We start from the raw sequence: 25,150 nt of genomic DNA, 5'->3' as shown, positions 1-25,150 counted from the left end.
GATCAGGACACCCCCGCCGCCGCCCGGAGGGCCCGGCGGATCATCTCCACCGAGGGGAGCGGCGAGGGGCGACCATCCTCCAGGATATACAACCGGCAGGTGAGGGCCGGTCGTCCCGCCGTCTCCGGCTGGATGTCCCGGCCCTCGATGCGGATCGTCGGCGAGCCGGGGAAGGCCCGCGCCCGGGCCTCCGCCTCGCTGGCCACGTGGACGACCTCGACCGCGGCCAGGATCCCCTCCTCGCGCAGCGCCTGCCGCAGCCGCTCCAGCGCCTCCGGGTGGGAGGGGCACCCCTCCCAGTACAGGAACTCCACCCGCATCACGTCCAGTATAGCCAGCGAGGAGCGGTGGCCCGCCCGGCGCGCCCGGGGAGCGCGGAGGGAACCTTGCGGCCGTCCGGGTATTATGGAGGTAGTACGGGCGTTATGCTGACCGACGCCGACTATCGCTTCATCGTCGAGACGCTCGCCGCCACGCCCACCGAGCGGTCCCGGCTCCTGGCCGACCTGCGCCGCGACCCCGAGGCCCAGGACCGCCTCCTGGAGGACGAGCGCCTGATCAACCGGCTGCGGGAGGACGAAGAGCAGATCCTGCGCATCTCCCCGCGCCTGCTCTTCGCCATCCTCCTGCGCCAGGTGCGGCGCGACTTGGAGCAGCAGCGCTACACCCTGGAGCGGCTGGGCCTGACCGAGCGCGTGCCGGTCTTCGACGCGGGGGCCGTGCGCAACGTCCTGGCCGACCGGCGGCTGCTGGACTACCTGGTGGACATGCTCGCCTCCTTCGTCCGCACCGAGACGATCACGGTCCTGCGCCGGCGGGCCGGGCGGATGGAGCGGCGGCGGCTCAGCACGCTCAGCATCGACGACATGATCGAGCTGGCCGCGCTGCTGGACGAGGAGGCGCGCTTCCCCCTGTACAAGCGCATCGCCGACATCGCCCTCTTCACCTCCGGGATCTTCGCCGACCACGTCACCCGCGGGGCGGTGCGCACCGGGGCGCAGGCGCTGGGGCTGTGGATGGACGAGCGGCGGCTGCGGGGCCTGGACGAGTACGAGGAGGAGGGGCGGCGCTTCTACCGGTTGGCCGCCGCCCACAGCGTGGCGCGCGCGCTGCGGCTGGACCGCGTCCTCGACCGCCTGGCCGAGGAGTTCCCGCTCGTCCGCAAGCCGCTGGCGGTGATGGCGGACCGGTACATGACCTGGACGCGGTTGCGCCTCTTCGAGGGCCCGGCCGCCGCGCAGTAGCGCTGGCCCGCCCCGGTCGCGGCGTGGCGTCGGCCCGACCCGCCCGCCCCCCGGCCCCGGGCGAGGAGGTGGTGGTGCGGGTCGACCGCCTCGCCTACGGCGGCGCCGGGGTGGGGCGGCTGGACGGCTTCGTTGTCTTCGTCGAGGGGGCCGCCCCCGAGGAGACCGTGCGTGCCCGCATCCGCCGCGTGCGCCGCCGCCACGCCGAGGCCGTGGTGGCGGCGGTGGAAGCGGCCTCCCCGGTGCGGGTCGAGCCGCGCTGCCCCCACGTCCGGGACGACTGCGGCGGGTGTCGCTGGCAGCACGTGGCCTATCCCGCCCAGGCGCAGGCCAAGGCGGCCATCGTGCGCGAGTCGCTGGCCCACCTGGGCGGCTTCGGCGACGTCCCCCTGGCGCCGATCCTCACCCCGCCCGAGCCCTGGTACTACCGCAACAAGATGGAGTTCAGCTTCCATCCGGACGGCGTCCTCGGCCTCCACCGGCACGGGGCCTGGGACCGCATCGTCGCCCTGCAGACCTGCTTCCTCCAGTCCCCGCGCGCCGTCGCCCTGGTGCACGCCGCCCGGGCCTTCGCGCTGGAGCACGGGCTGAGCCTGTACGACCCGCGCACGCGTCAGGGGTTCCTGCGCCGGCTGGTGGTCCGGGAGGGGCGGCAGACCGGGGAGACCATGGTGGTGCTGGTCACGCGCAGCGGCCCCTTCCCGCAGGCGCAGGCCTTCGCCGAGCGGATGGCGGTCACGGACCCCAGCGTCGTCAGCGTCGTGCGGGGGACGAGCGACGCCCCCTCCGACGGCGCCCCCCTCGAGGCGGTAGAAGTCCTGCACGGCCGCGAGGCCATCGCCGAACGGGTGGGGGAGCTCACCTTCCGCATCGGTCCGGAGACCTTCTTTCAGACCAGCACGTGGGGGGCGGAGCGGCTCACCGAGCTGGTCCTGCGCTTCGCCGAGCCGGCGCGGGGCGGCCTGGTCTTCGACCTGTACTGCGGGGTGGGCACCTTCACGCTGGCGCTGGCGCGCCTGGCCCGGCACGCGGCGGGGGTGGAGGTGGCCGCCGCGGCGGTGGCGGCGGCCCGCCAGAACGCGGCCCACAACGGCATCGGCAACGCCACCTTCCACGCCGGGGACGTGCGCCTGGTCCTGCCGGCCCTGCTGGAGCAGTTCGGCACGCCCCAGGTCATCGTGCTCGACCCCCCGCGGGCGGGGGCCGGCGCCAGGGTGATGCGCAAGATCGGCCGGGCAGGAGCGTCGCGCGTTGTCTACGTCTCCTGCAACCCCACCACGCTCGCCCCCGACCTGCGGGAACTGGCCGCCTTCGGCTACCGCATCGCCGCCGTCCAGCCGGTCGACCTCTTCCCGCAGACCTACCACGTGGAGACGGTCGTCGCCCTCGACCGCACCTGACCGGCCCACCGTGGCGTCGCGCCTGCGGCTTCCGCTCGCCTGCCTGCTCCTGCTCCAGCTTGTTTCTGCCCCTCCGCCTGCCCGCTCCGGCGCGGCCGCCGGCTCGCAGACGGATGGAGAGCCCGCCGCCACTTACGCCCGGGGCCTGGAGTCGGCGGCGCGCGGCGAGTGGCAGGTGGCCGTCGCCGCCTTTGACGGGCTCGTGCGCGCGGGCTCGATGCTGCCCTATGCGCGGTTCCACCGCGGGAGGGCCCGGCTGGCCGTGGGCGACGTCCGCGGTGGAGCGGAGGACCTGGCGGCGGTGGCGCGGGACCAGGCTCCTCCTGCGCTCCAACGTCGCGCCCGCCTGCGCCTGGCGGAGGCTCGGCTGCGGCTGGGGCGGACCGCGGAGGCCGCCGCAGGGCTGCGGGCGGAGGTGGCGCGTCCCGAGTACTACCCGCTCGTCGTCGACACCGCGCTGGCTCGCATGCCGGAGCGGGCTGACCTGGCGGAGGCGTGGTGGCTGCTGGCCCGGGCCCTCCGGGGGCCGGACCAGCGTGCGGCGGCGCGGGCGGCGATGGTGGCCGGATGGGGGTTCCCCGAGCAGGCCCGCGCCCCTCAGGCCCGCCGGGCCGCCACTGCCTGGCTCGGGCGTCATCCACGCCCCGCCGACCTGCCCGCGGAGGCGCACCTGGCGCGGGCGGTGTGGCTGTGGGGACGGGGGAGCTTCGCCGAGGCGCGCACGGCCATCGTCCGTGCCGTGCGCCGCCCGCCCCGCGCGCCGGCCGCAGCGGCCCAGGCGTGGTTCGTCTGGGGCGTGCAGCACCTCGGCGCGGACCCGCGCGCGGCCGCCGGGGCGATCGCCCGTGCCGTGGCGCTGGCCGGTCGCCTGGGCATGGACCCGGGCACGGCACCCTACTGGCAGGCGCGGGCGCTGCTGCGCGGCGGCGACGAGGCCGGGGCCGCGCGGGTCGCCGAAGGGCTGCAGCGTCGCGACGCACGCCAGGCCGCGCGCATCGCCCTCGACCTCGCGCTGGCGGCGGAGCGGCGCGGCGACCTCACCACTGCCGAGCGGTGGCTGCGGGTCGCTGCGCAGGCGCGGGAGGGCCTGAACGCCGAGGAGGCGCGCTGGCGCCTGGGGTGGGTGGCGTGGCGCGCCGGGCGGTCGGAGGAGGCGCGGGCGCGCTGGGTCCAGGCCGCGCAGACCGAGCCGCGCGTGGCCCGCGCGGCGGCCGCGCTCTACTGGGCGGCGCGGGCCACACCCGACCGCAGCGAACGCCTCCGGCTCCTCCAATCCGCCGCGCAATCCCCTCCCTGGAGCCTCTACGCGGCGCTGGCCAGGGAGCGTCTGGGACTGGGGACGACGCTGGTGCCGCCGGGCGCGCTGTCCGACAGCTCCTCCAGCCCCCCTGCGGGCAGCGCCGCCGAGCGCACGGCGCTGGCCCGTGCTCTTCTGGAGGCGCGGGCCTCCGGTGAGGCTGCGGAAGCCGCCGCCTGGGCGGGGGACCGGGTGACGCAGGCCACCGCCCTGCACGCCGCCGGCCGTCACCCCGAGGCCATCCGCATCGCCGAGGAGCTCCTCTTCGACGACCTTGCCGCACTCCACCTGGCCTATCCCCGCCTCTTCGCGCAGGCGGTGGCGGAGGAGGCCCGGCGCGCGGGCCTGCCGGCGGCGCTCCTCTTCGCGCTCGTCCGGGAGGAGAGCCGCTTCGACGCGCAGGCGGTCTCGCCGGCGGGCGCGGTAGGCCTCACCCAGGTCACGCCGGGCACGGCGGCAGGTCTGGCCGGCCGTCCGCTCCCGGTGGACGAGCTGCTGCGCCCGGCGGTGAACCTGCGCCTGGGCGCCACCTACCTGGCCCGCCAGCTCCGCCGCTTCCGCGGGAACGAGGTGCTGGCGCTCATCGCCTACAACGCGGGGCCGGGGGTGGCGGCACGCCTGGCCCGCACCCTCCCGCTGGACGACCTCCCCGCCGCGCTCGAGACCATCCCCATCCGGGAGACCCGCGGGTACGTCTACCGGGTCTTGCAGGGCCGGCGGATCTACGCCGCCCTGGGGCGCTGACGCTCCTGGAACCCTGACGCCCCTGGAGCGCTAACGCCCTGGCGCGGTGACGCGCCCAGGAGCGCCCGACGGGCCCCGGAGCGCCGACGGGCCCCGGAAAGCGCGGACGCCGCCCGGACCTGGACGCGGTGTGACCTCCAGGCGCTAGAATGCCCGAGGCGGCCCGTTCCGGCCTCGTCCAGGGTGGTGGCGGTTGCCGTGCGCGCCGCCACCGCGGGTCGGGACGCCCACATCCGCCGGACACACCCGATCCCGGCACCGGAAGGAGGGATGCCCGTGGCCTCGATGTCCGTCCTGGAGGCGATCCGCACCCGCCGCAGCATCGCCCGGCTGCGCCCCGACCCCGTCCCCCGCGAGGTGGTAGAGCGGGCGCTGGACGCCGCGGTGTGGGTGCCGAACCACCGCCTCACCGAGCCCTGGCAATTCTTCGTCCTGCAGGGCGCGGCCAAGCGCCGCTTCGCGGAGATCCGCCGCGACTTCCGGCGCGCCTCCCTGCCCAACCCCGACGCCCCGGAGGCCCAGCCGGCGCTGGAGAAGCTCTACGCGGACACGCTGGCCACCCCGCTCGTGATCGTCGTCACCGCGCACGTGGCCGAAGACCCCGAGGTGCGCGAGGAGGACTTCTGGGCCACCTTCGCGGCGACGTACGCGCTGATGCTGGGGCTGTGGAGCGAGGGCGTGGGCAGCTACTTCCGGACGGGGCCGCTGCGCGACTACCCGCCGCTGCGGGAGCTGCTGGGCCTGCCGGCGGACCGGCGCATCACCGGCGTGCTCTACGTCGGCTACCCCGCCGACGTCCCGCAGAAGCGGCGCACGCCGGCGACGGAGAAGACGGTCTGGCTCGACGGCCAGGGGTAGGAGACCACCCGCCACCAGGCGGCCGGCAGGGGCGCCTGGCGGACCCGCCGAATGTCGCGAACGGTCCCGTCGGGGCCGGACGTCGCAGCCGCCCGGCAGTGGGGCCAGGGAGGGTGCGCGTGAGCGACACGGCCGCCTACGTGGCGTCGCTGCGGAAGGTCCCGCTCTTCGCCGGGCTCACCGCGGAGGAGCTGAGCCTCATCGCCCGCTCGGTGAAGGAGCGGGTCTACGAGCCCGGGGCCGTCATCGTCCGCCAGGGGGACCCGGGGGTGGGGTTCTACCTCATCGTCGACGGGCGGGTCGAGGTCACCCACGACGGCCACCGCATCCGGGAGCTGGGCCCGGGGGAGTTCTTCGGGGAGATGGCCCTCATGGAGGAGCGCGCCCGCACGGCCACGGTCACGGCGCGGGAGCGCACCCGCTGCCTGCAGCTGGTCCGCTGGGACTTCCGCGCTCTGCTGAAGGAGCACCCCGACCTGGCGGTGCGCCTGCTGGAAGTGGTGGTCCGGCGCCTCCGGGAGCACCCCCTCTCGCGCGAGCAGGAGTAGCCCCGCCGACCCGCGCCCTCACGCCACGTCGGGTCGGCTCACGCACCATTTGACGAGCTCCGCGCGGTTCGCTACCATACTCCAAATTCAGAATCCTCTTCCGCCATGCGAAATGGACACCCGGCCCCGCGACTGAACGGCGCTCGCGCCCTGGAGAAGGGCGTGCGCCTCCTCCTGCTCCTGGCGTCCCGCGACGGCCCGCAGCCCCTCTCCGCGCTGGCCCTCCGCGGCGGGCTCCCGCCCAGTACGGCCCACCGCCTGCTGGCCACCCTGGTCCGCCTGGGCGTCGTGGAGCAGGAGCCGGAGACGCGGCGCTACCGGATCGGTCCGCGCACGGTGGCCTTCGCCGCCGACGTCCTGCAGCAGACCGACCTGACGCGGGAGGCGGCGCCGGTCCTGCACGCGTACGTGCGGGAGACCGGCGAGGCGATCTCCCTGGCCACCCTGCAGGAGGGCGAGGTGGTGCTCCTGGAGCAGGTCCGCGGCGTGGACGCCCCGCGCCTCTTCCTGCACATCGGCCGCCGGGCCCCGCTCCACAGCACGGCGCTCGGCAAGGTGCTGGCCGCCGGCCTGCCCGACGAGGAGGTGCGGCGGCTCCTCGGTCAGCGCGGGATGGCCCGGCTGACCCCGCGCACGATCACCTCGCCGCGGCGCTTCCTGGAGCACCTGGCAGAGGTGCGCCACCTCGGCTACGCCCTCGACGACGAGGAGACGGTGCAGGGCGCCCGCTGCCTGGCCGTCCCCGTCCGCGACCACCGCGGGCGCGTCGTGGCCGCACTCAGCAGTTCCGGGTCGACCGGCGCCTGGAGCGCCGGGCACATGGCCGCCGTGCGCGAGGCCCTGGTACGCGCCGGCAGCCGCCTGTCCGCGCGGCTCGGCTATCGCCCTGACGGCGTCGCCGCCGCGGGCGCGCGCGTGCCGGCCGGACCGCCGGGCCCGGGAAGGGAGGGACGATAGATGGCTCGAGTCACATCCACCACCCTCTGGCGGGGAGCCGCCCTGTGCCTGGTCGGCGTCCTCCTCCTCGGCCTGCTGGTCCTGCCGGCGGCGGTCGCGGCGCCCCGCGTGCGGCTCACGATGTTCATCTGGGCCGGCGCCAACCAGGGCGTGGTCCCCCGCGAGGTGGTCGCCCGCTACGTGCGGACCCACCCGCACGTCGAGGTGGAGTTCTGGGAGTCCAACAACACGGTGACCTACCCGCGCATGGTGGCGGCCAAGCAGGCCAACCCCAACAACCCGCTGATCCACTTCGGCTACTTCAACGTCGACGCCAGCAGCCGCGGGGACGTGGACGACATGTGGCTGCCGCTCGACCCGGCGCGCATCCCCAACATGCGGGCGGTGCACGCCAGCCTGCGGCGCCCCGGGAACCGGGGCATCGGCTACGGGATCAGCGCCCTCGGGCTGATGTACAACAAGGACCTGGTCAAGGACCCGCCCGACTCGTGGACCGCCCTGTGGGACCCGAAGTGGCGGGGCAAGGTCACCTTCTTCGACAACAACTTCTTCCCCCTGGTGCTGGCGGCGCGGCTCAACGGCGGCTCCGAGCGGAACATCGACCCCGGGTTCCGGATCTGGGCCGAGAACGCCAAGAACATCCGTGCCCTGGTGACCAGCAACGACCAGCTGAAGAACATGCTGGTGAGCGGCGAGGCCCTCCTGGCCCCCTGGTTCACCAGCATCTGGGCCTTCTGGGCGGCGGAGGGGGCCCCCCTCGGCTTCGTCAACCCCAAGGAGGGTGTGATCGCCTTCCCCATCTACCTCCAGATCGTCAAGGGCAGCACCCCCGAGCAGGTGCGGGTGGCCGAGGAGATCATCAACGAGCTGCTCGCCACCGAGAACAACGCCCGCTACGCCCGGCTGACCTACAGCATCCCGGCGATCCCCGGGGCGCCGCTGTCGCCGACCGTGGAGAAGATCCTCAACCCCCGCCTGCTCGACACGGCCATCTGGCTCGACTGGGCGACCATGGCGCAGCAGGCCAGCGTGTGGCGGCAGCGCTGGGAGCGCGAGGTGAAGTCCCGGCTGTAGGCCGGCGGAGGCAGGGCGCCGCGCCCGGGGGCGCGGTGGGGAAGCAGAGCGCCGCGCCCCCGGGGGCGCGGCGGGGAGGCAGGCGTGGACGCACAGGGAGCGGGAGTCCCGGCCGTCGAGGTGCGGGGGGTCACCAAGCGCTTCGGCGCCCTGGTGGCCGTGTGCGAGGTCTCGTTCGCCGTGGCCGAGGGGGAGTTCTTCTCCCTGCTGGGGCCCTCCGGGTGCGGCAAGACGACCACCCTGCGCCTCATCGGCGGGTTCGAGCTGCCCGACGCCGGCGAGGTCTGCATCGGCGGCCGGCCCATGGGCCGGACCCCGCCCAACCGCCGGGAGACGAACATGGTCTTCCAGCGCCTGGCCCTCTTCCCCCACTACACGGTCTACGAGAACGTCGCCTTTGGCCTGCGGATGCGGCGGGTCCCCGAGCGGGAGGTGCGGCGGCGGGTGGGCGAGGCGCTGGAGCTCGTGCGCCTGGAGGGGCTGGGGCCCCGCCGGGTGACGGAGCTCTCCGGCGGCCAGCAGCAGCGCGTGGCGCTGGCCCGCGCCCTCGTGACCCGCCCGCGCGTCCTCCTGCTGGACGAACCCCTCAGCTCGCTCGACCTCAAGCTGCGCCTGCAGATGCAGGAGGAGCTCAAGCGCCTGCAGCGCGAGGTGGGCACGACGTTCATCTACGTCACCCACGACCAGGGCGAGGCGCTGGCGATGAGCGACCGCGTCGGGGTCATGGCCGGCGGTCGCCTCTACCAGGTGGGCGACCCCCTGGAGATCTACGAGCGCCCCCGCACGCGCTTCGTCGCCGGCTTCATCGGGGATGCCAACCTCCTGGACGGTGTCGTGGAGGCGCTGGGGCCGACGTGGGTGACGCTGCGCGTCGACGGGGTGCGCGTCCAGGGACGCCGCGGCGGGTGGGAGGCGGTGGGGCGACGGGCGACGCTGTGCCTGCGCCCCGAGCGCGTGCGGGTGGAGTCGCGGCCGCCGGTCGGCGGTGGCGCGCTGCGCGGCCGCGTGGAGGACCGGGCGTTCAGCGGGCACGTCGTGCGGTACCGGCTGCACGTCGGGCCGCTGCGGCTGCAGGCGACCCTGCCCTACGTGGCCGGGATGCCGCTCCACGCCCCCGGCGACGAGGTGTGGGCCACGTGGGACCCGGCGCAGGCGGTGACGGTGCCGCCCGACGATGAGGCGGGGGCGACGGTGGAGGCAGCAGGCCGGGTGCCCGGGCGCGCGGCCGCCCTGACCCGGTCCGAGGTCGCGGTGCCCGCCGCCCTGAGGGAGGGAAGGGGATGAGGCGCACGCTGGACGTGGGCGGCGTCGCCGCCCTGCCGGGCACGCGCGCCCTGGGGGATGTCGTGGCCGGCGAGCTGCCGGACGGCACCCCGGTGCGGTTGCCGCTCCTGGTGCTCAACGGCGCCGACGACGGGCCGATCCTCTGGCTGGGCGCGGGCCTCCACGGCACGGAGGTCCCGGGCATGGAGGTGATCCGGCGGGTCGTGCGGGAGGCGGTCGACCCCGCCCGGCTGCGGGGCGCGGTCGTGGCCGCCCCGCTGCTCAACCCCTTCAGCTTCCACCAGCACCAGATGCTCACCCCCCAGGACGGCTACAACCTCAACCGCGTCTTCCCCGGCGACCCCGAGATGCTCCTCAGCCACCGGCTCGCCGCCCTCATCGCCCGGCTGGCGGCGGGGTGCGACGCCTACCTGGACTTCCACGCCAACCCCACCCCGGCGATGGAGTTCAGCATCATCCGCCATCCCGGCGACGAGGCGCTCTGGCGGCGCAGCCGCGCCCTGGCGGAGGCGTTCGGGATCACCACCATCGAGATGGCCCCCGTGCACGAGCGCCACCGCACCGGGACCTTCACCGACATGGTGCAGGGGTGGGGGAAGCCCTGCCTGGTGCTGGAGCTGCTGGCCTGGCGGCGCGTGGACCCGCGCTCGCTCCAGACCGGCGTGCGCGGCACGCTCAACGTCATGCGCCACCTGGGGATGCTCGACGGCGCGCCGGAGCCGCAGGTGGACGTTCCGGTGATCCCCGGCCCCCTCTCCCGGATCGAGCTCACCGCCAACCGGGGCGGGCTGGTCCACCCCCTGCGGGACCCGGGGACGGCGGTGCGCGAGGGCGAGGTCATCGGGCTGATCCGGAATCCCTGGGGGGACGTGGTGGAGGAGGTTTGCAGCCCGCGGGACGGCTGGATTCTCGCCTGGCCACTGCTGGGGACCCAGGCGGTGGCCACCGGCGACATCCTCACCTTCATCGCCTTCCGGCCGTGAGGGGCTGAGGCGGTCTCCCGGCCGTGAGGGGCTGAGGCGGTGTCCGGGGTGGCAGGCGCGCGATGAGGCTCCGGGGGCCCCTGGCGATGGCGTTCCTCGCCCCGGCGCTGCTCGTCATGGCCGGGCTCTACGCCGTGCCGCTGGGCGTCTACCTGGTGAACAGCTTCCATCGCTTCGAGGCCGGGCGGATCCTCCCGGGCTGGACGTGGGAGACCTACGCGGCGTTCTTCACCGACCCGTTCGCCTATCGGGTCATCGGCCAGTCCCTCCGCCTGGCCGTCCTGGTCACGGGGCTGGCTCTGCTGCTGGGCTACCCGCTCGCCTACGCGCTGCACACCCGGGTGCGCCGCCCGGGCAGCCGCGCGGCGGTGGCGCTCCTCCTCTTCTCGCCGCTGGTGGTCAGCGTCGTGGTCCGGACCTACGGGTGGTTCATCCTCCTGGCCACCCGGGGGCTGGTGAACACGGCGCTGCGGGCGTCGGGCCTGGTCGACACGCCCCTGCCGCTGCTGTTCAACCTGCGCGGCGTGGTGGTCAGCCTGACCCACATCCTGCTGCCGTTTGCCGTCTTCCCCATCTACAGCGTGCTGGTCCGGCTGGACACCACGCTGAAGGACGCCGCCCGCGACCTGGGCGCCGGCCCCTGGGCGACCTTCACGCACATCACGCTGCCCCTGACCATGCCGGGGGTCGTCGCCGCGGCGTTGATCTGCTTCACGCTGGCCCTCAGCAGCTTCGTGACGCCGCAGCTGCTGGGCGGGGGGCGCGTCCAGGTCCTGCCGCTCGTGGTCTACCAGAGCACGGTGGAGATCAACTGGCCGCTGGGAGCCGTGGCCGGCCTCACCCTGCTCGTCCTGTCCCTCGCCGCCGTCTGGACCCTCAACGGCCTGCTGCGACGGCTGCCGAGCGTGTGAGGGCCGGGAGGTACCGGGGATGAGCGTGCTGGCGCAGGACCTGCGGGCGGCGTCCCGGGAGGAGCGCGCCGAGGCGGTGCGCACGCTGGTGCTCCGGGCGGGCCTGGCCCTGGGCGTCGGGTTCGTCCTCCTGCCGCTGGCGATCGTGGTCGTCTACTCCTTCAGCAGCGTCGCCTACGGGGTCTTCCCGCCGCCGGGGCTGTCGCTCCGCTGGTACGGCCACCTCCTCGCCCAGGAGGCGTTCCGGGGCGCTTTCCTGCGCAGCGTGGGGATCGGGGTGTGCGCCACCGCGCTCGCCCTGGCCGTGGGGCTGCCCGCCGCCGTCGTGCTGGTGCGGGCGCGCTTCCCCGGCCGCGACCTGCTGCGTGCCTTCCTCCTCTCGCCCATCGTCATGCCGAAGATCGTGCTCGGGGTGGGGTGGTTCATCTTCTTCGCCCGTCTGGGGCTGGAGGGGGGCGTGGGCCCCCTCGTCCTCGCCCACACCGTCGTCGTGCTGCCCTTCGTGGTGACGATCCTAGCGGCGAACCTGGTGGGGTTGGACCCCTCGGTGGAGGAGGCGGCCCAGGACCTGGGGGCGGGGGTGGCGACGGTGCTGTGGCGCATCGTCCTCCCGCAGATCCGCCCGGGGGTGGCGGTGAGCGCCGTGCTCGCCTTCATCGTCTCCTTCGATCAGGTGGAGAGCTCGATCTTCTTGACCCGCGGCGCCAACAACACGCTGCCGGTCGAGATGTTCCTCTACATGGAGAAGTGGCAGGACCCGACCATCGCTGCGCTCTCCACGGTGCTGATCGGGTTCGCTGCGGCCCTGGTGGCGGCGGGCCTGGTCCTGGCGCGAGGCGCCGACCTGCGCCGGCTGCTGGGGCGCTGACGGGGCACGCGGGCGGTGGGCGCGAACGAGGGGACGATGCCCGGGCGCACGGTGGAGTGGTTGGAGGTGAGCCGGCTCGCCAGTGGGATGCTCCTGCGCGTCCCGGTCTGGACGGTCCGGGGCACGGGCGCCGGGCCCGCCCTGGGCGTAACGGCGGCCATCCATGGCGATGAGATCGTCGGCATCGAGGTGGTCCGCCGCCTGCTCGACCGCCTGGAGCGGACGCCCTTCCGGGGGATGGTCCGGGCGGTGCCGGTGGCAACCCGCTGGCCCCCATCCTCTTCGTCTTTGCCTATGCCTTCAGCAGCGTCTCCTACGCCGTCTTCCCGCCGCCGGGGTTCTCCCTGCGCTGGTTCGAGCGCCTCCTGACCCAGCACGACCTGCTGCGGGCGGCGCTGAACTCCCTGCTCGTGGCGGCGGCGGCCACGGCCGGGAGTCTGGGGCTGGGGACCCTGGCCGCCCTGGGACTGGTGCGCTACCGCTTCGCCGGCCGGGAGGTGCTGCGCGCGGTCTTCCTGGCGCCGCTCATCGTGCCGCGGATCGCCTTCGGCGTAGCCATCATGGTCTACATGATCCTCCTGCGCCGCTTCGGCGGGCTGGACAGCCTCGTCCTGGCCCACCTGATGGTGACGCTGCCGTTCGCCATCTCGATCCTCTCGGCCAGCCTGGTGAGCGCGGAGCGGGTCCTGGAGGAAGCGGCCATGGACCTGGGAGTGACGCCGCTGCAGACCTTCCTGCGGGTGACGCTGCCGCAGATCCGCACGGGGCTGGCCGTCAGCGCCTTCTTCGCCTTCATCATCTCCTGGGACCAGGTGGAGACCTCGCTCTTCCTCGTGAAGACCGACAACGTCACGCTGCCGGTGGCCATGTTCTACTACATCCAGCGCCACCAGGACCCGGTGATCGCCGCCCTCTCCACCGTGCTGATCGCCGCGGCGGCCGTGGCCGGCGCGGCGGCGGTGGCCGCCACCGACCCCCGCGACCTCTCCCGCCTGCTGGGCGCCCGCGGGCGGTGAGCCGACCCACACCGGGACCAGCAGCCGGTCCAGATCGTCCCGGTGGATCCGCACCGGCCGGCCCAGCCGGATGGCCGGAAGCCGTCCCTGCCGGACGTAGGCGTACACCGTGAGGCGGTGGAGCTGCAGGTAGGCGGCCGCCTGCCGGACCGTGAGGAGCTCGGGCAGCTCGCGACGCATGCCGCCATGGTGGCAGAGCCCGCGGCGAGGATGGAGTGATGCGGCGCATCCCCGGCCGGTGACTGCGGTCACAGCCTTCCGCGGCCGCCGCCGGGAGCGTGTTTGGCGGCGAGGGGGAGGTGGCGGCGTGGAGGGTGAAAACCCCCTTCGAGGGCGGTCTGCCCCCAGACCGCGTCCGGCATCACGGAGGAGGTCCCATGGCCCGACCCAAGGTCTACGTCACGCGGCCGCTCCCCGAGCCCGCCCTGGCCCTCATCCGGGAGCGGACGGAGATGCGCCTGTGGGAGCAGGACGAGATCCCCCCGCCCCGCGACGTCCTGCTGCGCGAGGTCGCCGACGTCGACGGGCTGCTCGCCCTGCTCACCGACCGCATCGACGAGGAGCTGCTCGCGCGCGCCCCCCGCCTGCGTGTGGTGGCCAACTATGCCGTCGGCTTCGACAACGTGGACGTGGCGGCGGCCACGCGGCGCGGCGTCGTCGTCACGAACACCCCGGGGGTCCTCACCGAGACCGTGGCGGACTTCGCCATGGCCATGATCCTGGCGGCGGCGCGGCGCCTGGTCGAGGCCGACCGCTACACCCGCAGCAACCTGTGGCGCTCCTGGCAGCCGATGCTCTTCCTGGGGCAGGACGTGCACGGCGCCACCCTGGGGCTCGTCGGGCTGGGGCGGATCGGCAGCGCCGTGGCCCGGCGTGCCCGCGGCTTCGACATGCGCGTCCTCTACTACGACGTGGTGCGCCGGGAGGACCTGGAGCGGGAGATGGGCATCGTCTTCCGCCCCCTGGAGGAGGTGCTGCGCGAGAGCGACTTCATCAGCATCCACACGCCGCTGACTCCCGAGACCCGCCACCTCATCGGCCGCCAGCAGCTGCGGATGATGAAGCCGACGGCGGTGCTGGTGAACACGGCCCGCGGGCCCATCGTCGACACCATGGCGCTGTACGAGGCCCTGCGCGACGGCGTCATCTGGGCGGCGGCCCTGGACGTCTTCGAGGTGGAGCCGGTCCCCCCGGACCACCCGCTGCTCACGCTCGACAACGTCACCGTCGCCCCGCACATCGCCAGCGCCTCGGTGCGGACGCGCACGCAGATGGCGCTCATGGCCGCGGAGAACCTGCTGGCGGTGCTGGAGGGGCGGCGGCCCCCCAATCCCGTCAACCCTGAGGTCCTGGAAGGACGGTAGGGGGATGGCCCTCCTCTACCTGGGGATGGAGGACGCCGTGGTGGTCGTCCGGGAGGGGAGGTCTGGGTGGGCCGTCGAGGAGCGCCTCACCGGCCAGCCGGTCCAGGGCGTGGCGGCGGACCCGCAGGATCCTGTGCGGGTCTACGCAGCCACCGCCGAGGGGCTGTGGCGCAGCGCCGACGGCGGCCGCACCTGGGAACGCGCGGCGGCCCCGGGACTGGACGACGTCACCGCGGTGGCGGTGGCTCCGGCCCACGACGGCGGTCCCGGCCCCGTGTACGCCGGCACCGAGCCGAGCCGCCTCTTCCGCTCCGACGACGGCGGGGTCACCTGGCGGGAGCTGCGCGGGCTTGTGGCCCTGCCCTCGGCCCGGACCTGGAGCTTCCCGCCTCGTCCGAAGACCCACCACGTCCGCTGGATCGCCCCCGACCCGGCGCGGCCGGGGCGCCTCTACGTGGCCATCGAGGCCGGGGCCCTGGTGCACTCCGCCGACGGCGGGGAGACCTGGCACGACCGCGTCCCCGGCGGGCCCTACGACACCCACACGCTGGCCGTCCACCCCCACGCGCCCGACCGCCTCTACTCCGCGGCGGGGGACGGCTACTTCGAGAGCCTGGACGGCGGCGCGTCGTGGCGTTCACCCGAGGAGGGCCTGCGCCACGGCTACCTCTTCGGCGTCGCCGCGGATCCGGGCGATCCCGAGACCGTGGTGGTCTCGGCGGCGGCGGGACCGGGGAGTGCGTACGTGGCCGGGCGGGCGACCACCTACCTCTACCGGTGGCAGGGCCAGGGCCCGTGGGCGCTCCTCCGGGAGGGGCTGCCGGAGGCGCGCCGCACCACGATCACGGTGCTGGCCACCCACCCGCAGGCACCCGGGGTGGTCTACGCCGCCAACAACCGGGGGATCTTCCGCTCGCGCGACGGGGGAGCGCGGTGGACGGCGCTCGAGCTCCCCTGGCCGGCGCGCTTCCAGGACCACGCCGTCCAGGGGGTGGTGGTGATCGAGCCCTAGTGCGGGTGCTCCGTCTCGCCGCGGCGCGTCGCGGACCTCCCGCCGGGGGCCGGGGCCGCGGGCCCGCCGGGCGCGGCTCGCGACGGCCAGAGAGAGCGCAGGGCGCCGGAAGCTCCCGGCGCCCTGCGCGAGTCGACGGGCGACGTCCCCTACTGCTTGCCGATCGTCCAGGTGCGGAACTGCATGTCCGGGCTCAGCTGGATGCCGGTGACGTTCTTCTGCGCGACCGCGAAGGCCTGCAGGTTGTTCGTCCACATCGGCACCAGGATGGCCGACTCGGCCAGCAGCCGCTGGGTCTGCTGGTAGAGCTGGGTGCGCCGAGCCCGGTCGGTGGTCTGCTTGGCCTCGGTGAGGAGCTGGCGGAACTGCTGCGCGTACTGCTTGTCCCGCGCGCTGGTGGCCTTGTTGAGGAAGGTGCCCAGGCTCTCCGGCGACTCGATGAGCCAGGGGGCCAGGAAGTTGTCGGGGTCGACGAAGTCCGGGAACCACCCCAGGAAGAACATGCCGAACTGCCCGGCGGCCATCGACTTCGTGTAGGTGGCCCACTCCTGCGTCTTGATCTCCACCGTGGCCAGGCCCGTCTCCTCGATGGCCCGCTTCACCACCGCGCCCGCGTCCGGCTCGGTGTTACCGTAGCGGACCGGGGTGAGCCACAGGGTGAGGGCGAGCTTGCGGCCGGAGCTGTAGCCGGCCTCGCGCAGCAGCGCCCGGGCCTGCTCCAGGTTGCGGCGCGGGAAGGCCTCCACGTGGCTCCACAGCCCTGGCGGCACCATGCTGTAGAGCGCAGTGTTGAGGCCGCCGAAGACGTTGCGCACGATGCGGTCGCGGTCCAGCGCCAGCGCCACGGCGCGGCGGACGCGGACGTCGTCGAAGGGTTTCACCGTGACGTTGAAGACGATGTAGCGCACCGAGAGGCTGGGGCCGCGGATGACGGTCACCCGGGGGCTCTGCTGCAGCCGCCGCAGGTCCTCCGGGTTGAAGGTGCGGAACCCGACGTCCACCTGCCCCGACTCGACGGCGGCGGCCAGGGCCGAGGCGTCGGCCAGGAAGACGGTGATGACCCGACGGCTCTTGGGGGCGGGGCCCCAGTAGCCGCGGTAGGCCTCGTAGACCGTCCGCTGGTCCGGCACGTACTGGGCCAGCCGGTACGGTCCGGTGCCGGCGAAGCGCCCCTTGGCGAACTCGTTGGCCGGGGTGGAGCGGGGGCTGAAGACGTGGGCGGGCGCCACCCCGTGGGTCATGCGCGCCAGGAAGGTGGCGTCCCGCTCGCGCAGCCGGATGCGCACCGTCGTGGCGTCGACGACCTCGACGGGCAAGCGGATGTTCTTGATCAGCCCGACGCCGCCCTCGGGGCCGTCCAGCTTGAGGGCGCGCTCCAGCGAGAACTTCACGGCCGCGGCGTCGAAGGGTGTCCCGTCGGTGAACGTCACCCCGCGGCGCAGCTTGAAGGTGTAGGTGAGCCCGTCATCGGAGACCTGCCAGGACTCCGCCAGCTGCCCCACGATGTCCGTGGTCCCGGGTTTGAACTGCACGAGCGCCTCCGAGACCTGCGCGAAGACGTGCCAGGTCCAGTAGTCGTAGGAGTTCTCCGGAGAGAGCTCGGTGATCTTGTCGGTGGTTCCCAGGACCAGCGTGTCGCGCGGCGTGGCTGCGGGCGCCCGGGACGCCGGCGCCCCCAGGACGACCACGAGCCCCGCCACCAGCAGGACGGCACACAGGCGTGATGCGGTCATGCCTCACCCCCCGTGGTTGGGATCGCTTCTCCCGGTAGCGATTTCAGTGTAGCGCAGGGGGCATCCTGCCGCGCAGCGACCTACTCGACGGCGCGGCGCCGGCGGGGGCTGAGCCGGTCGGCCAGCCCTTCCCCCAGCATCCCGAACCCCAGGGAGAGGAGGATGATCATCAGGCCGGGGAAGGTAATGAGCCACCAGTAGCCCGCCTGCAGGAACTTCTGGCCGTTCTGGATGTCGAAGCCCCAGTCCGGCGTGGGAGGCGGCAGCCCGAAGCCCAGGAAGGCCAGCGCCGCTTCGGTGAGGATGGCGTCGGCGATGTTGAAGGAAGGGACGGTCATCACCGCGCTCAGGGTGTTGGGGGCGATGTGCCGCAGGAGCACGCGGCTGCCGGAGGCCCCCACCGCCCGCGCCGCCTCGACGAACTCCTGCTCCCGCACCACCAGCACCTGCGCCCGCGCCACCCGGAAGTAGGCCGGGACGTAGACGAAGGCGATGGCCGCCGTCATGTTGGTCAGCCCCGGGCCCAGCATGGCCACGATGGCGATGGCCAGGATGAGGGCGGGGAAGGAGTAGATCGCGTCCATCACCAGGGAGAGGACCCGATCCAGCCCGCCGCCGGCGGCCCCGGCCACCCACCCGAGCGCCGTCCCCGCGCTCAGCGAGATGGCCACCGAGAGCGCCGCCACCAGGAGCGGGACGCGCCCCCCGTACAGCACCCGGCTCAGCACGTCGCGCTGCAGCTGGTCCGTCCCCATGGGGTGGGCCGGCGACGGGGGCTGGAGGCGGTCCGCGCCCGTCGGGGCCGTGGGGTCGTAGGGGGCCAGGACGGGGGCGGCCAGCGTCACCAGCACCACCAGGGCGACGATGGCCGCGCCGCCCACGAGCAGGTACCCGCGGCGGACCGGGTGGCGCACGCGGCGGCCCGGGGGCACCGGCGCGCGGCGGACCCGGCGCATCAGAAGCGGATGCGCGGGTCCACCCGGGCGTAGAGGACGTCCACCGCCAGGTTGACCGCCGAGATGAACAGCGCGATGAAGACCACGGCGCCCTGGATGGCGGCGAAGTCTCGCGAGGAGATCGCCTCCAGCAGGTAGCGGGCCACCCCGGGCCAGGAGTAGACCGTCTCGGTGAGGATGGCCCCGGCCATCAGCAGGGCGAACTGGAGCCCCACCACCGTGACGATGGGGATGAGGGCGTTGCGCAGGGCGTGGCGGCGGACCACCACCGGCTCGGGCAACCCCTTGGCCCGGGCCACGGTGACGTACTCGCGCTCCAGCACCTCCAGCATGCTCGTGCGGGTCATCCGCCCGATGAACCCCGACACGACCAGCCCGAGCGTGAGCGTCGGGAGCACCAGGTGGCGCAGGGCGCCGAGAAACAGGCGCAGGTCCCCGCGCAGCAGCGTGTCCACCGTGTAGAGGTGGGTGATCGGCTCGAAGAAGGCGGCGGCCACCGGGTCCAGGCGGCCCCCCGCCGGCAGCACCCGCCAGCGCACCGCGAAGAGCATCAGCAGCATGAGCCCGATCCAGAAGACGGGCATGGCGAAGGAGGCGATGTTGAACAGGCGGACCAGGTGGTCGGCGGGGCGGTCGCGGCGGACCGCGGCCACGAGGCCCGTCCCCACCCCGATGGCGGTGGCGGCGAGCATGCCGAAGACCGCCAGCTCCAGCGTGGCCGGAAGGCGCAGCAGCAGCTCCTGGGTCACCGGGAGCCCGGTGCGGACGGAGGTGCCGAAGTCCAGTCGGGCCACGTCGCCGAGGTAGTCCAGGTACTGCACCGGCAGGGGGCGGTCGAGCCCGAGCTGGGCGCGGCACCGTGCCAGGGTCTCCAGGGTGACGTTGCGCCCGCCCAGCAGCGCCAGGCACGGGTCGCCCGGCAACACCCGCAGGATGACGAAGACGACCGTGAGCAGCACCAGCAGCATAGGCAGGGTGAGGGCCAGGCGGGTGAGGATGTAGCGCAGCACCGCTCAGGGGTGGGGGCGCACGCCCCGGCCGGCCCAGCGCTCCAGCGCCCGCACGCCGGCCGAGCCCACGAGCGTCATGAGCAGGTAGAGCAGCGCCACCATGTTGTAGGTCTCGAAGGCCCGGAAGGTCCGCGCGTTGAGCAGGTTGCCCGAGTAGGTGAGCTCCTGCACGGAGATCACCGAGGCCAGCGACGAGTCCTTCAGCATGGCCACGAAGTCGTTGCCCAGTGGCGGCAGGATGATGCGCAGCGCCTGCGGCAGGACGACGTAGCGCATCGTCTGCCCGTAGCTGAGCCCCAGCGAGCGGGCCGCCTCCACCTGGCCCCGCGGGATGGCCTCGATGCCCGCCCGGTAGATCTCCGCCAGGTAGGCCCCGTAGCCGATCCCCAGCGCCAGCACCGCCCGCACCACCGGGTCGCGCCACCAGCGCATCCCCGTGGCGTCGGCGATGGCCGGGGTGGCCACGAAGGCGACGTAGAGGAGGAAGACCAGCAGCGGGACCCCGCGCACCACCTCGATGTAGAGGATCGCCGGCGTGTGCAGCCAGGGGTTGCGCGAGACCCGCGCCAGCCCGGCTACGAGCCCGACCACCAGCGCCAGCGCGTAGGAAGCCAGGGAGAGGTAGAGCGTCAGGAGGACGCCCTCGGCCAGGAAGGCGAGGGTCTCGCGGTAGACCGGGGAGCCGGCGACGCGCAGTGCCACCAGGATCCCCCCGATGGCCAGCACCAGGGCCCACCAGGGGAGGCGCTCGAGCGGGAGGGGGAGGAGCCGCCCGGTCCCCGCCCGGCGGGCCTCGCTGGTCCCGACCGGGCCCAGGCTCACCAGGAGCGGCGAGGGGACCGGGAGGGCGCTGCCCCCGGTCCCCTGGCGCCGCCGTCCTCCCCTACTGCGTGGGCTTCCACTCCTCGAACCACTTCTTCTGGAGCTGGGCCAGGGTGCCGTTGGCCTTGAGCTGGTCCAGCGCGGCGTTGAAGGCGTTGCGCAGCTCCGTGTTGCCCTCGCGCACCACGATCCCCAGCTGGTCCCGCGTCAGCTTCTCCCCGACGGTCTTCAGCTTCCCGGGGTTGGTCCCCATGTACCCGAGCGCGGCCACGCTGTCGATGATCACCGCGTCCACGTCCCGGTTGAGCAGGGCCTGCACCGCCAGGTCGAAGGTGCGGTAGCGCTTGACCTCCTTGACCTTCCCCTCCTTCTGCATCTGGGTGGCCAGCTCGTCGTTGGTGGTGCCGATCTGGACGGCCACCGTCTTGTCGGCCAGGTCCTCGGCCCCGCGGATGCGCGTCTCGTCCTGGCGCACCAGGACCTGCTGCCCCACCTCGATGTAGGGCTGGGTGAAGTCGACGGTCTTGTCCCGCTCCGCGGTGATGGTGATGCCGGAGATGGCCACGTCGAAGTCGCCCTTCTGGACGCCGGCCAGCACGCCCTCCCAGGCCACGCTCTGGATCTGGGGCTTGCAGTTGGCCAGCTTGCAGATCTCGGTGATCAGGTCGACGTCGAAGCCGATGATGTTCTTGTTCGGGTCGAGCATCTCGAAGGGCGGGTAGGTAGCGTCGGTGGCGACGCGAAGCGTCCGGCCGCCCAGGTCGGGGACCTGCCCTGCCGCCGGCGAGGCCTGGCCGGGCGGAGCCTGCTGCGCTTGCCGCTGGCAGCCGGCCGCGACCAGCACGGCCACCAGCAGGGCCACCAGCACGATGCCTCGCGGAGTTCTCCTCATGGGCACCCTCCCCCCTCCGGGGCGTTCATCCTGCGCCGTCTACCAGGGACTATAATCTAGTTTGCACGTCACCGCCGGTTTTCCTGGCGTGGGGGCGGCGCGGTCGTCCGCCGGCGAGGCCGGCCGCCGTGACACCCGCTCCTGGCAGGAGGGAGGGACCTGTGAGGACGCGTGACCTGGCTGCCGCCGGGATCTTCATCGCCCTGGTCTTCGTCATCACCCGGTACACGGTGATGCCCATCCCGGCGACGAAGGGCTACTTCAACCTGGGCGAGGTGGCCATCTACATCGCGGCCATCGCCTTCGGCCCGCTGGTGGGGCTGCTCGCCGGAGGCCTGGGGTCGGCGCTGGCGGACCTGCACGCCGGGTACCAGCACTACGCCCTCTTCACGCTGATCATCAAGGGGGTGGAAGGGTACCTGGTGGGCCGCCTGGCTGGCGCCACGCTGGGGAGCCGCCTGCGGGGGCTCGTCGTGGGCGGGGCGTGGATGGTGCTGGGCTACTTCCTGGCCCAGACTGTCTTCTTCCGGTTCCTGGGCTTCGCGGACACGCGCAGCGCGGCCCTGACGGCGGCCCTCACCGAGCTGCCCTTCAACGTGGTGCAGGCGGTGGTGGGGATCGTCGTGGCCCTGCCGGTGACGCTGCGCCTGCGGGCGCTGGCGGGGCAGGCGTCCTAGGACGCCGGGCGGCCGACCCGCCGGCCGCGCTCGGTTCCCTCCCCGGTGTAGCTCCGGTATACTGAGGGTGTCTGCCGCGGGCGCTTAGCTCAGAGGTAGAGCGCCTCTCTGACGCAGAGGAGGTCGGAGGTTCAAGTCCTCCAGCGCCCACCACTCGAAAATGTAGACGGGACGCGGGGTTTCGCACCGCGTCCCGTTACGCTTCCTTCCCGCCGGAGGCCCTGACTACAGCTTAATTACAGCCATTCTAAGGGAATCACCGAGTGCACGCGGCGCAGCCAGTCTTCTGCGAACTCCCCGAACCGCGCCGTCCGCGAGGCGGCAGGTTCGAGATCCCTAGGCGCGTTTGGCCTCGCGCTGCGCGAGCACCTTCCGGGCCAGGCGCCGGCCCTCGTCCCCTTCCCCGATGGTCTGTCGGATCCGCTGGCCGCTCGCCGCGATGTTGTCGATGAAGAACACGACACGGCTCCGCCACGTACGCTTGTGCATAAATCCCCCTCCCCGGGGTACGTCGCAGGTTCTGAGAGCGGGCCCCAGGGAGCTGAGGTACCCGCTCCGAGAAGGACAGCGATCCCCAGTCCTGTGAAGATCGCGACCAGCAGCCATACAGCGAAAACGCCTAGCGCGGGATCTTCCGGCGCAGCGTCAGCTCGCTGCGCCCACTGTCCTTGTCGAGGACGACCTCGTCGACGAAGGTGCGGATGAGGAAGAAGCCCAGTCCCGGGCGGCTGAGGCTGCTCGGCCGGCCCGGCGGGGGCAGCTCCCAGGCCAGGTGGCGGCTCGTGGTGCGGCACTCGAAGACGCCGCGGCGCACGCGGTGCTGCACCCGCACCAGGTCCTCCTGGCGGCTGGGGGAGCCGTGGGTGGCGGCATTCGCGACCGCCTCGTGGACGGCCATCGCCAGGTCCCAGGCGGCCTGCTCGGCGAAGCCGGCCTCCCGCGCCCGTCGGTAGATCTCGGCCCGGATGGCCTGAAAGGGGACCTGCCCGGCCACGTCCTCGAAGATGGTCGTCCATTCGTTGTCGGAGCCAACGGAGGGGTGGGAGTGCGTCGGCGTGCCGTTGGCGGGACCTTCCACCAGCGCCTCCTCCTGGCCCGGGGGTCAGTTCCCGCGCGGGTCCTCCATCAGGAAGGCCGTCGCCGCGGCCACGCTGTCACAGACCTGAATGCGCTCGTCGAGCCGGACGATGTTCAGCAGTCGCCGAATGGACGACCGCTCCGGCGCCACCAGCGCCAGGCGGGTGCCGTGCTCGCTGGCCAGCACGGCGATCTGGTCCAGCACGCGCAAACCGCTGGCATCGAAGAACTCCGCCTCCGACAGATACACCACGAGATCCCGCCCCCGCCGCGCGGCCTCGGCCAGCCTGGTGCGGAGCGCCGGCGCGGTCAGGATGTCCACCTCACCCCGCACGCGGACGATCGTGACTGCATTCCCTTCCACGATGACCTCCAACGTGTCCGGCATGGCCCTCCCCCTTGCCAGGCCGACACTCCGACCACCAGGTGCCCTCGGCCAGTGGTGGGAAGGCTTCACCGTGGCTGCCCTGTCCCCTGCCCTGCAGGCCGCCGTCACCGGCAGGGCGCGCATGCGCATCCGCCAGGCGGGACATTTCCCCTCGAGACCGTACATTCTGTGGTAGACGTCGCCGGGTGGGTCGCTGCTCGGCTACCGGCAGCAGCCCCCCGGGGAGGGATGCCTCGTCCCTGTCCCGGAGCGGGGCGCCCCCTGCGCTGTTCGGGAACGGGCATGGAGCTGGCCACCGTCATCAAGAACCGCTCGATGTGCCGGCGCTACCACGACCGTGACGTGGAACCGGAGAAGCTGGCGCGCATCCTCGACCTGGCCCGCCGCTTCCCCTCGGCCGGACACACCCAGCCCCAGGAGTTCATCGTCGTGCGGGACCAGGCGGTGAAGGACGCCCTGGCCCAGGCGGCGCTGGCACAGACCTTCCTCGCCGAGGCGCCCGTGGTGATCGCCGTCGTCGCCGACACCCGCCGCTCGGCCGCCCGCTACGGTCAACGGGGCGTCCACTTCTACAGCCTCATCGACGGGGCGTTTGCCGCCATGCTCGTCTTGCTCGCCGCGGTCGACCAGGGGCTGGGGGCCGCCTTCGTCGGGGCGTTCGACGACCGGGAGGTCCAGCGGGTCCTCGGGGTGCCGGCCCCCGTGCGGCCGATCGGCCTCATCGCGCTCGGTTACTGCCGGGAGGGCGGGCGGCGGCGGCTCCCTCGGCGCCGGCCGGACGAGATCCTCCACTACGATCGCTACGGCCGCCGGGGGGCCGCGGTGGGAGGCCGGGCTGGCGCTCCTCGGCCTGACCGGGTTCAGCGACGCACGGGCGAGGGCGGTGCGGTCACGGCGTCAGTTCCATGACCTGCTGCTCCGGGTCCCAGCGGGTGCGCGTGCCGAAGGGGTGGCACAGCCTGGCCAGCAGCCCGGCGATCGCCTCCGCCTCCGCCGGGTCGGCCCGGGAGGCCTGCATGGCCCGGATCACCGTCGGGTAGAGCCGCACCCGCCGCACCGCCCCCGCCGCCCACTCGACGATGCAGATCACCGACTGGTCGTTCCGCTCGACCTCGTCGACCGCGTAGTCGTCGACGAAGTCCCCCAGGCAGTAGAGGATCGGGCGACCGCGGTAGAACTCGACGCCGCGGACCACGTGGCCGGAGTGGCCGAAGATGATGTCCGCGCCCGCGTCGACCAGCGCCCGGGCGAAGGGCGGGTGCTCGGGCGGCGGGCGGTAGCCCCAGTTCGGTCCCCAGTGGGCGGAGACGACGAGCACGTCCACCTCGGCCTTCGTCCGGGCGACCACCTCCAGGAGGTGCACCGCCCGCGGGTCCTCGAGGGTGACGGGGACGTACCACACCCCCGGACGGTCGTCCCCGGCCTCCCAGTCGGGCTCGTTGTCCGTGAAGGCGAGCACCCCGACGCGCAGCCCGCCGCGGACGACCACCGCCGGGCGCGTCGCCTCGGCGAGGGTGCGCCCCGCCCCGGCGTGGGCGATCCCCGCGCGGTCGAGCCGGTCGAGCATCTCCAGGAGGGCGTCCGCCTCGAAGTCGAAGGTGTGGTTGTTGGCCAGGGCGACGACGTCGATCCCGGCGACCTGGAGCACCTGTACGTTCTTCCCGTCGGACCGGAAGTGGAAGACCTTGGGCGTGGCGCTCCACGGCCGGCCGCGGTCGGCGATGACGCACTCCAGGTTGCAGCAGCGGACGTCGGCGGTGCGCACGAGGTCGAGGGTGTCGCCCCACGGGTAGTCCGGGGGGACCCGCCGCAACAGGTCGTTCACCAGGCGGCCCAGCATGACGTCGCCGACGAAGAGGAGCTGGATCCCACCCACGCTTCTATTGTCGACCACCCTGAGCCGCCCGCGGGCCATGAGGGATCCCGGAGGAATCCCGGCGGTCGCCGCCGACGTTGTTCCTTATGAGCCCCGGGAACCGGTCTGGCCGGACCGAGGGTGCACGGAGGCCGTCCGGCCGCAGCGGCGAGAGGAGGC

At 73.5% G+C, this 25,150-nt stretch carries 26 protein-coding genes, 1 tRNA gene and 1 pseudogene; 17 read left to right on the top strand and 11 right to left on the bottom strand.

What is annotated here, in order from left to right; genetic code table 11:
• Positions 1 to 2 precede the first annotated feature (2 nt).
• Positions 3 to 320 (bottom strand): hypothetical protein, encoded by a 318-nt coding sequence (locus RB146_03245; protein ID MDQ7827995.1) that lies wholly within the window; start codon positions 318 to 320, stop codon positions 3 to 5.
• Between the two features lie 105 nt (positions 321 to 425).
• Between RB146_03245 and RB146_03240 the strand changes: the two genes are divergently transcribed.
• The 12 genes from RB146_03240 to RB146_03185 all read left to right on the top strand — a co-directional run bounded on the left by RB146_03240 (position 426) and on the right by RB146_03185 (position 13,184).
• The gene (locus RB146_03240; GenBank protein MDQ7827994.1) at positions 426 to 1,244 is read left to right on the top strand and encodes a hypothetical protein; all 819 of its coding nucleotides are present in this window, start codon (positions 426 to 428) and stop codon (positions 1,242 to 1,244) included.
• Between the two features lie 74 nt (positions 1,245 to 1,318).
• Positions 1,319 to 2,644 (top strand): 23S rRNA (uracil(1939)-C(5))-methyltransferase RlmD, encoded by a 1,326-nt coding sequence (gene rlmD, locus RB146_03235; protein ID MDQ7827993.1) that lies wholly within the window; start codon positions 1,319 to 1,321, stop codon positions 2,642 to 2,644.
• A 175-nt stretch (positions 2,645 to 2,819) separates the two neighbouring features.
• Complete coding sequence (locus RB146_03230; protein ID MDQ7827992.1) at positions 2,820 to 4,685, top strand: lytic transglycosylase domain-containing protein; 1,866 nt, start codon at positions 2,820 to 2,822, stop codon at positions 4,683 to 4,685.
• Between the two features lie 285 nt (positions 4,686 to 4,970).
• Positions 4,971 to 5,543, top strand: coding sequence for a nitroreductase (locus RB146_03225; protein MDQ7827991.1), 573 nt, complete (start codon positions 4,971 to 4,973; stop codon positions 5,541 to 5,543).
• Between the two features lie 119 nt (positions 5,544 to 5,662).
• On the top strand, positions 5,663 to 6,091 hold the full coding sequence (locus tag RB146_03220) for a cyclic nucleotide-binding domain-containing protein (protein ID MDQ7827990.1): 429 nt from the start codon (positions 5,663 to 5,665) through the stop codon (positions 6,089 to 6,091).
• 105 nt (positions 6,092 to 6,196) lie between these two features.
• Positions 6,197 to 7,048: an IclR family transcriptional regulator gene (locus RB146_03215; protein ID MDQ7827989.1), complete on the top strand. Its 852-nt coding sequence runs from the start codon at positions 6,197 to 6,199 to the stop codon at positions 7,046 to 7,048.
• Positions 7,049 to 8,122, top strand: coding sequence for an extracellular solute-binding protein (locus RB146_03210; protein MDQ7827988.1), 1,074 nt, complete (start codon positions 7,049 to 7,051; stop codon positions 8,120 to 8,122).
• A gap of 84 nt (positions 8,123 to 8,206) precedes the next feature.
• Positions 8,207 to 9,406: an ABC transporter ATP-binding protein gene (locus RB146_03205; protein MDQ7827987.1), complete on the top strand. Its 1,200-nt coding sequence runs from the start codon at positions 8,207 to 8,209 to the stop codon at positions 9,404 to 9,406.
• Positions 9,403 to 10,389, top strand: coding sequence for a succinylglutamate desuccinylase/aspartoacylase family protein (locus RB146_03200; protein ID MDQ7827986.1), 987 nt, complete (start codon positions 9,403 to 9,405; stop codon positions 10,387 to 10,389). The genes RB146_03205 and RB146_03200 overlap by 4 nt, the downstream gene beginning before the upstream one ends.
• Positions 10,390 to 10,451: 62 nt before the next feature.
• Positions 10,452 to 11,300, top strand: coding sequence for an ABC transporter permease (locus RB146_03195; protein ID MDQ7827985.1), 849 nt, complete (start codon positions 10,452 to 10,454; stop codon positions 11,298 to 11,300).
• A 19-nt stretch (positions 11,301 to 11,319) separates the two neighbouring features.
• Positions 11,320 to 12,168: an ABC transporter permease gene (locus tag RB146_03190; GenBank protein ID MDQ7827984.1), complete on the top strand. Its 849-nt coding sequence runs from the start codon at positions 11,320 to 11,322 to the stop codon at positions 12,166 to 12,168.
• A gap of 410 nt (positions 12,169 to 12,578) precedes the next feature.
• The gene (locus tag RB146_03185; protein MDQ7827983.1) at positions 12,579 to 13,184 is read left to right on the top strand and encodes an ABC transporter permease subunit; all 606 of its coding nucleotides are present in this window, start codon (positions 12,579 to 12,581) and stop codon (positions 13,182 to 13,184) included.
• A 30-nt stretch (positions 13,185 to 13,214) separates the two neighbouring features.
• On the opposite strand, the pseudogene RB146_03180 reads toward RB146_03185, so the two are convergent.
• Positions 13,215 to 13,364, bottom strand: a pseudogene (locus tag RB146_03180) (helix-turn-helix domain-containing protein).
• A 197-nt stretch (positions 13,365 to 13,561) separates the two neighbouring features.
• On the opposite strand from RB146_03180, the gene RB146_03175 reads away from it, so the two are divergent.
• The gene (locus tag RB146_03175) at positions 13,562 to 14,548 is read left to right on the top strand and encodes a D-glycerate dehydrogenase (GenBank protein MDQ7827982.1); all 987 of its coding nucleotides are present in this window, start codon (positions 13,562 to 13,564) and stop codon (positions 14,546 to 14,548) included.
• A 4-nt stretch (positions 14,549 to 14,552) separates the two neighbouring features.
• On the top strand, positions 14,553 to 15,560 hold the full coding sequence (locus RB146_03170; protein MDQ7827981.1) for a hypothetical protein: 1,008 nt from the start codon (positions 14,553 to 14,555) through the stop codon (positions 15,558 to 15,560).
• A gap of 149 nt (positions 15,561 to 15,709) precedes the next feature.
• Here the strand turns inward: RB146_03170 and RB146_03165 are convergent, their stop codons facing one another.
• The 5 genes from RB146_03165 to RB146_03145 all read right to left on the bottom strand — a co-directional run bounded on the left by RB146_03165 (position 15,710) and on the right by RB146_03145 (position 20,973).
• Positions 15,710 to 17,293, bottom strand: a complete 1,584-nt coding sequence (locus RB146_03165; protein ID MDQ7827980.1) for an ABC transporter substrate-binding protein — start codon at positions 17,291 to 17,293, stop codon at positions 15,710 to 15,712.
• Between the two features lie 80 nt (positions 17,294 to 17,373).
• The gene (locus RB146_03160; protein MDQ7827979.1) at positions 17,374 to 18,249 is read right to left on the bottom strand and encodes an ABC transporter permease; all 876 of its coding nucleotides are present in this window, start codon (positions 18,247 to 18,249) and stop codon (positions 17,374 to 17,376) included.
• A complete protein-coding gene (locus RB146_03155) occupies positions 18,249 to 19,259 on the bottom strand; it encodes an ABC transporter permease (GenBank protein ID MDQ7827978.1) in 1,011 nt (336 codons plus the stop codon). Before RB146_03155 ends, RB146_03160 begins: the two co-directional genes overlap by 1 nt.
• 3 nt (positions 19,260 to 19,262) lie before the next feature.
• On the bottom strand, positions 19,263 to 20,081 hold the full coding sequence (locus RB146_03150) for an amino acid ABC transporter permease (protein MDQ7827977.1): 819 nt from the start codon (positions 20,079 to 20,081) through the stop codon (positions 19,263 to 19,265).
• Between the two features lie 61 nt (positions 20,082 to 20,142).
• On the bottom strand, positions 20,143 to 20,973 hold the full coding sequence (locus tag RB146_03145) for a basic amino acid ABC transporter substrate-binding protein (GenBank protein ID MDQ7827976.1): 831 nt from the start codon (positions 20,971 to 20,973) through the stop codon (positions 20,143 to 20,145).
• 161 nt (positions 20,974 to 21,134) lie between these two features.
• Here RB146_03145 and RB146_03140 point away from each other — a divergent pair, with 161 nt between their 5' ends.
• Positions 21,135 to 21,650, top strand: a complete 516-nt coding sequence (locus RB146_03140) for an ECF transporter S component (protein ID MDQ7827975.1) — start codon at positions 21,135 to 21,137, stop codon at positions 21,648 to 21,650.
• Positions 21,651 to 21,728: 78 nt separating this feature from the next.
• Positions 21,729 to 21,803: transfer RNA gene (locus tag RB146_03135), tRNA-Val, on the top strand.
• Positions 21,804 to 21,986: 183 nt separating this feature from the next.
• Here RB146_03135 and RB146_03130 read toward each other — a convergent pair.
• The 3 genes from RB146_03130 to RB146_03120 all read right to left on the bottom strand — a co-directional run bounded on the left by RB146_03130 (position 21,987) and on the right by RB146_03120 (position 23,115).
• Entirely contained in the window at positions 21,987 to 22,139 is a 153-nt protein-coding gene (locus tag RB146_03130; protein MDQ7827974.1) for a hypothetical protein, read from the bottom strand.
• A 130-nt stretch (positions 22,140 to 22,269) separates the two neighbouring features.
• Positions 22,270 to 22,728, bottom strand: a complete 459-nt coding sequence (locus RB146_03125) for an ATP-binding protein (GenBank protein MDQ7827973.1) — start codon at positions 22,726 to 22,728, stop codon at positions 22,270 to 22,272.
• 24 nt (positions 22,729 to 22,752) lie between these two features.
• Positions 22,753 to 23,115 carry an STAS domain-containing protein gene (locus RB146_03120; protein MDQ7827972.1) on the bottom strand — a complete coding sequence of 121 codons (363 nt, stop codon included), beginning with the start codon at positions 23,113 to 23,115 and terminating at the stop codon, positions 22,753 to 22,755.
• Between the two features lie 282 nt (positions 23,116 to 23,397).
• On the opposite strand from RB146_03120, the gene RB146_03115 reads away from it, so the two are divergent.
• Entirely contained in the window at positions 23,398 to 24,024 is a 627-nt protein-coding gene (locus tag RB146_03115; protein ID MDQ7827971.1) for a nitroreductase family protein, read from the top strand.
• On the opposite strand, the gene RB146_03110 is transcribed toward RB146_03115, so the two are convergent.
• Complete coding sequence (locus tag RB146_03110; protein MDQ7827970.1) at positions 24,005 to 25,030, bottom strand: CapA family protein; 1,026 nt, start codon at positions 25,028 to 25,030, stop codon at positions 24,005 to 24,007. The genes RB146_03115 and RB146_03110 overlap by 20 nt on opposite strands.
• Positions 25,031 to 25,150: the final 120 nt, after the last annotated feature.

Source organism: Armatimonadota bacterium (genome assembly GCA_031081585.1).
In the GTDB taxonomy this organism is placed as follows: Bacteria; Sysuimicrobiota; Sysuimicrobiia; order Sysuimicrobiales; family Humicultoraceae; genus Geohabitans; species Geohabitans tengchongensis.
This window is presented reverse-complemented; position numbering and strand designations above follow the sequence as displayed.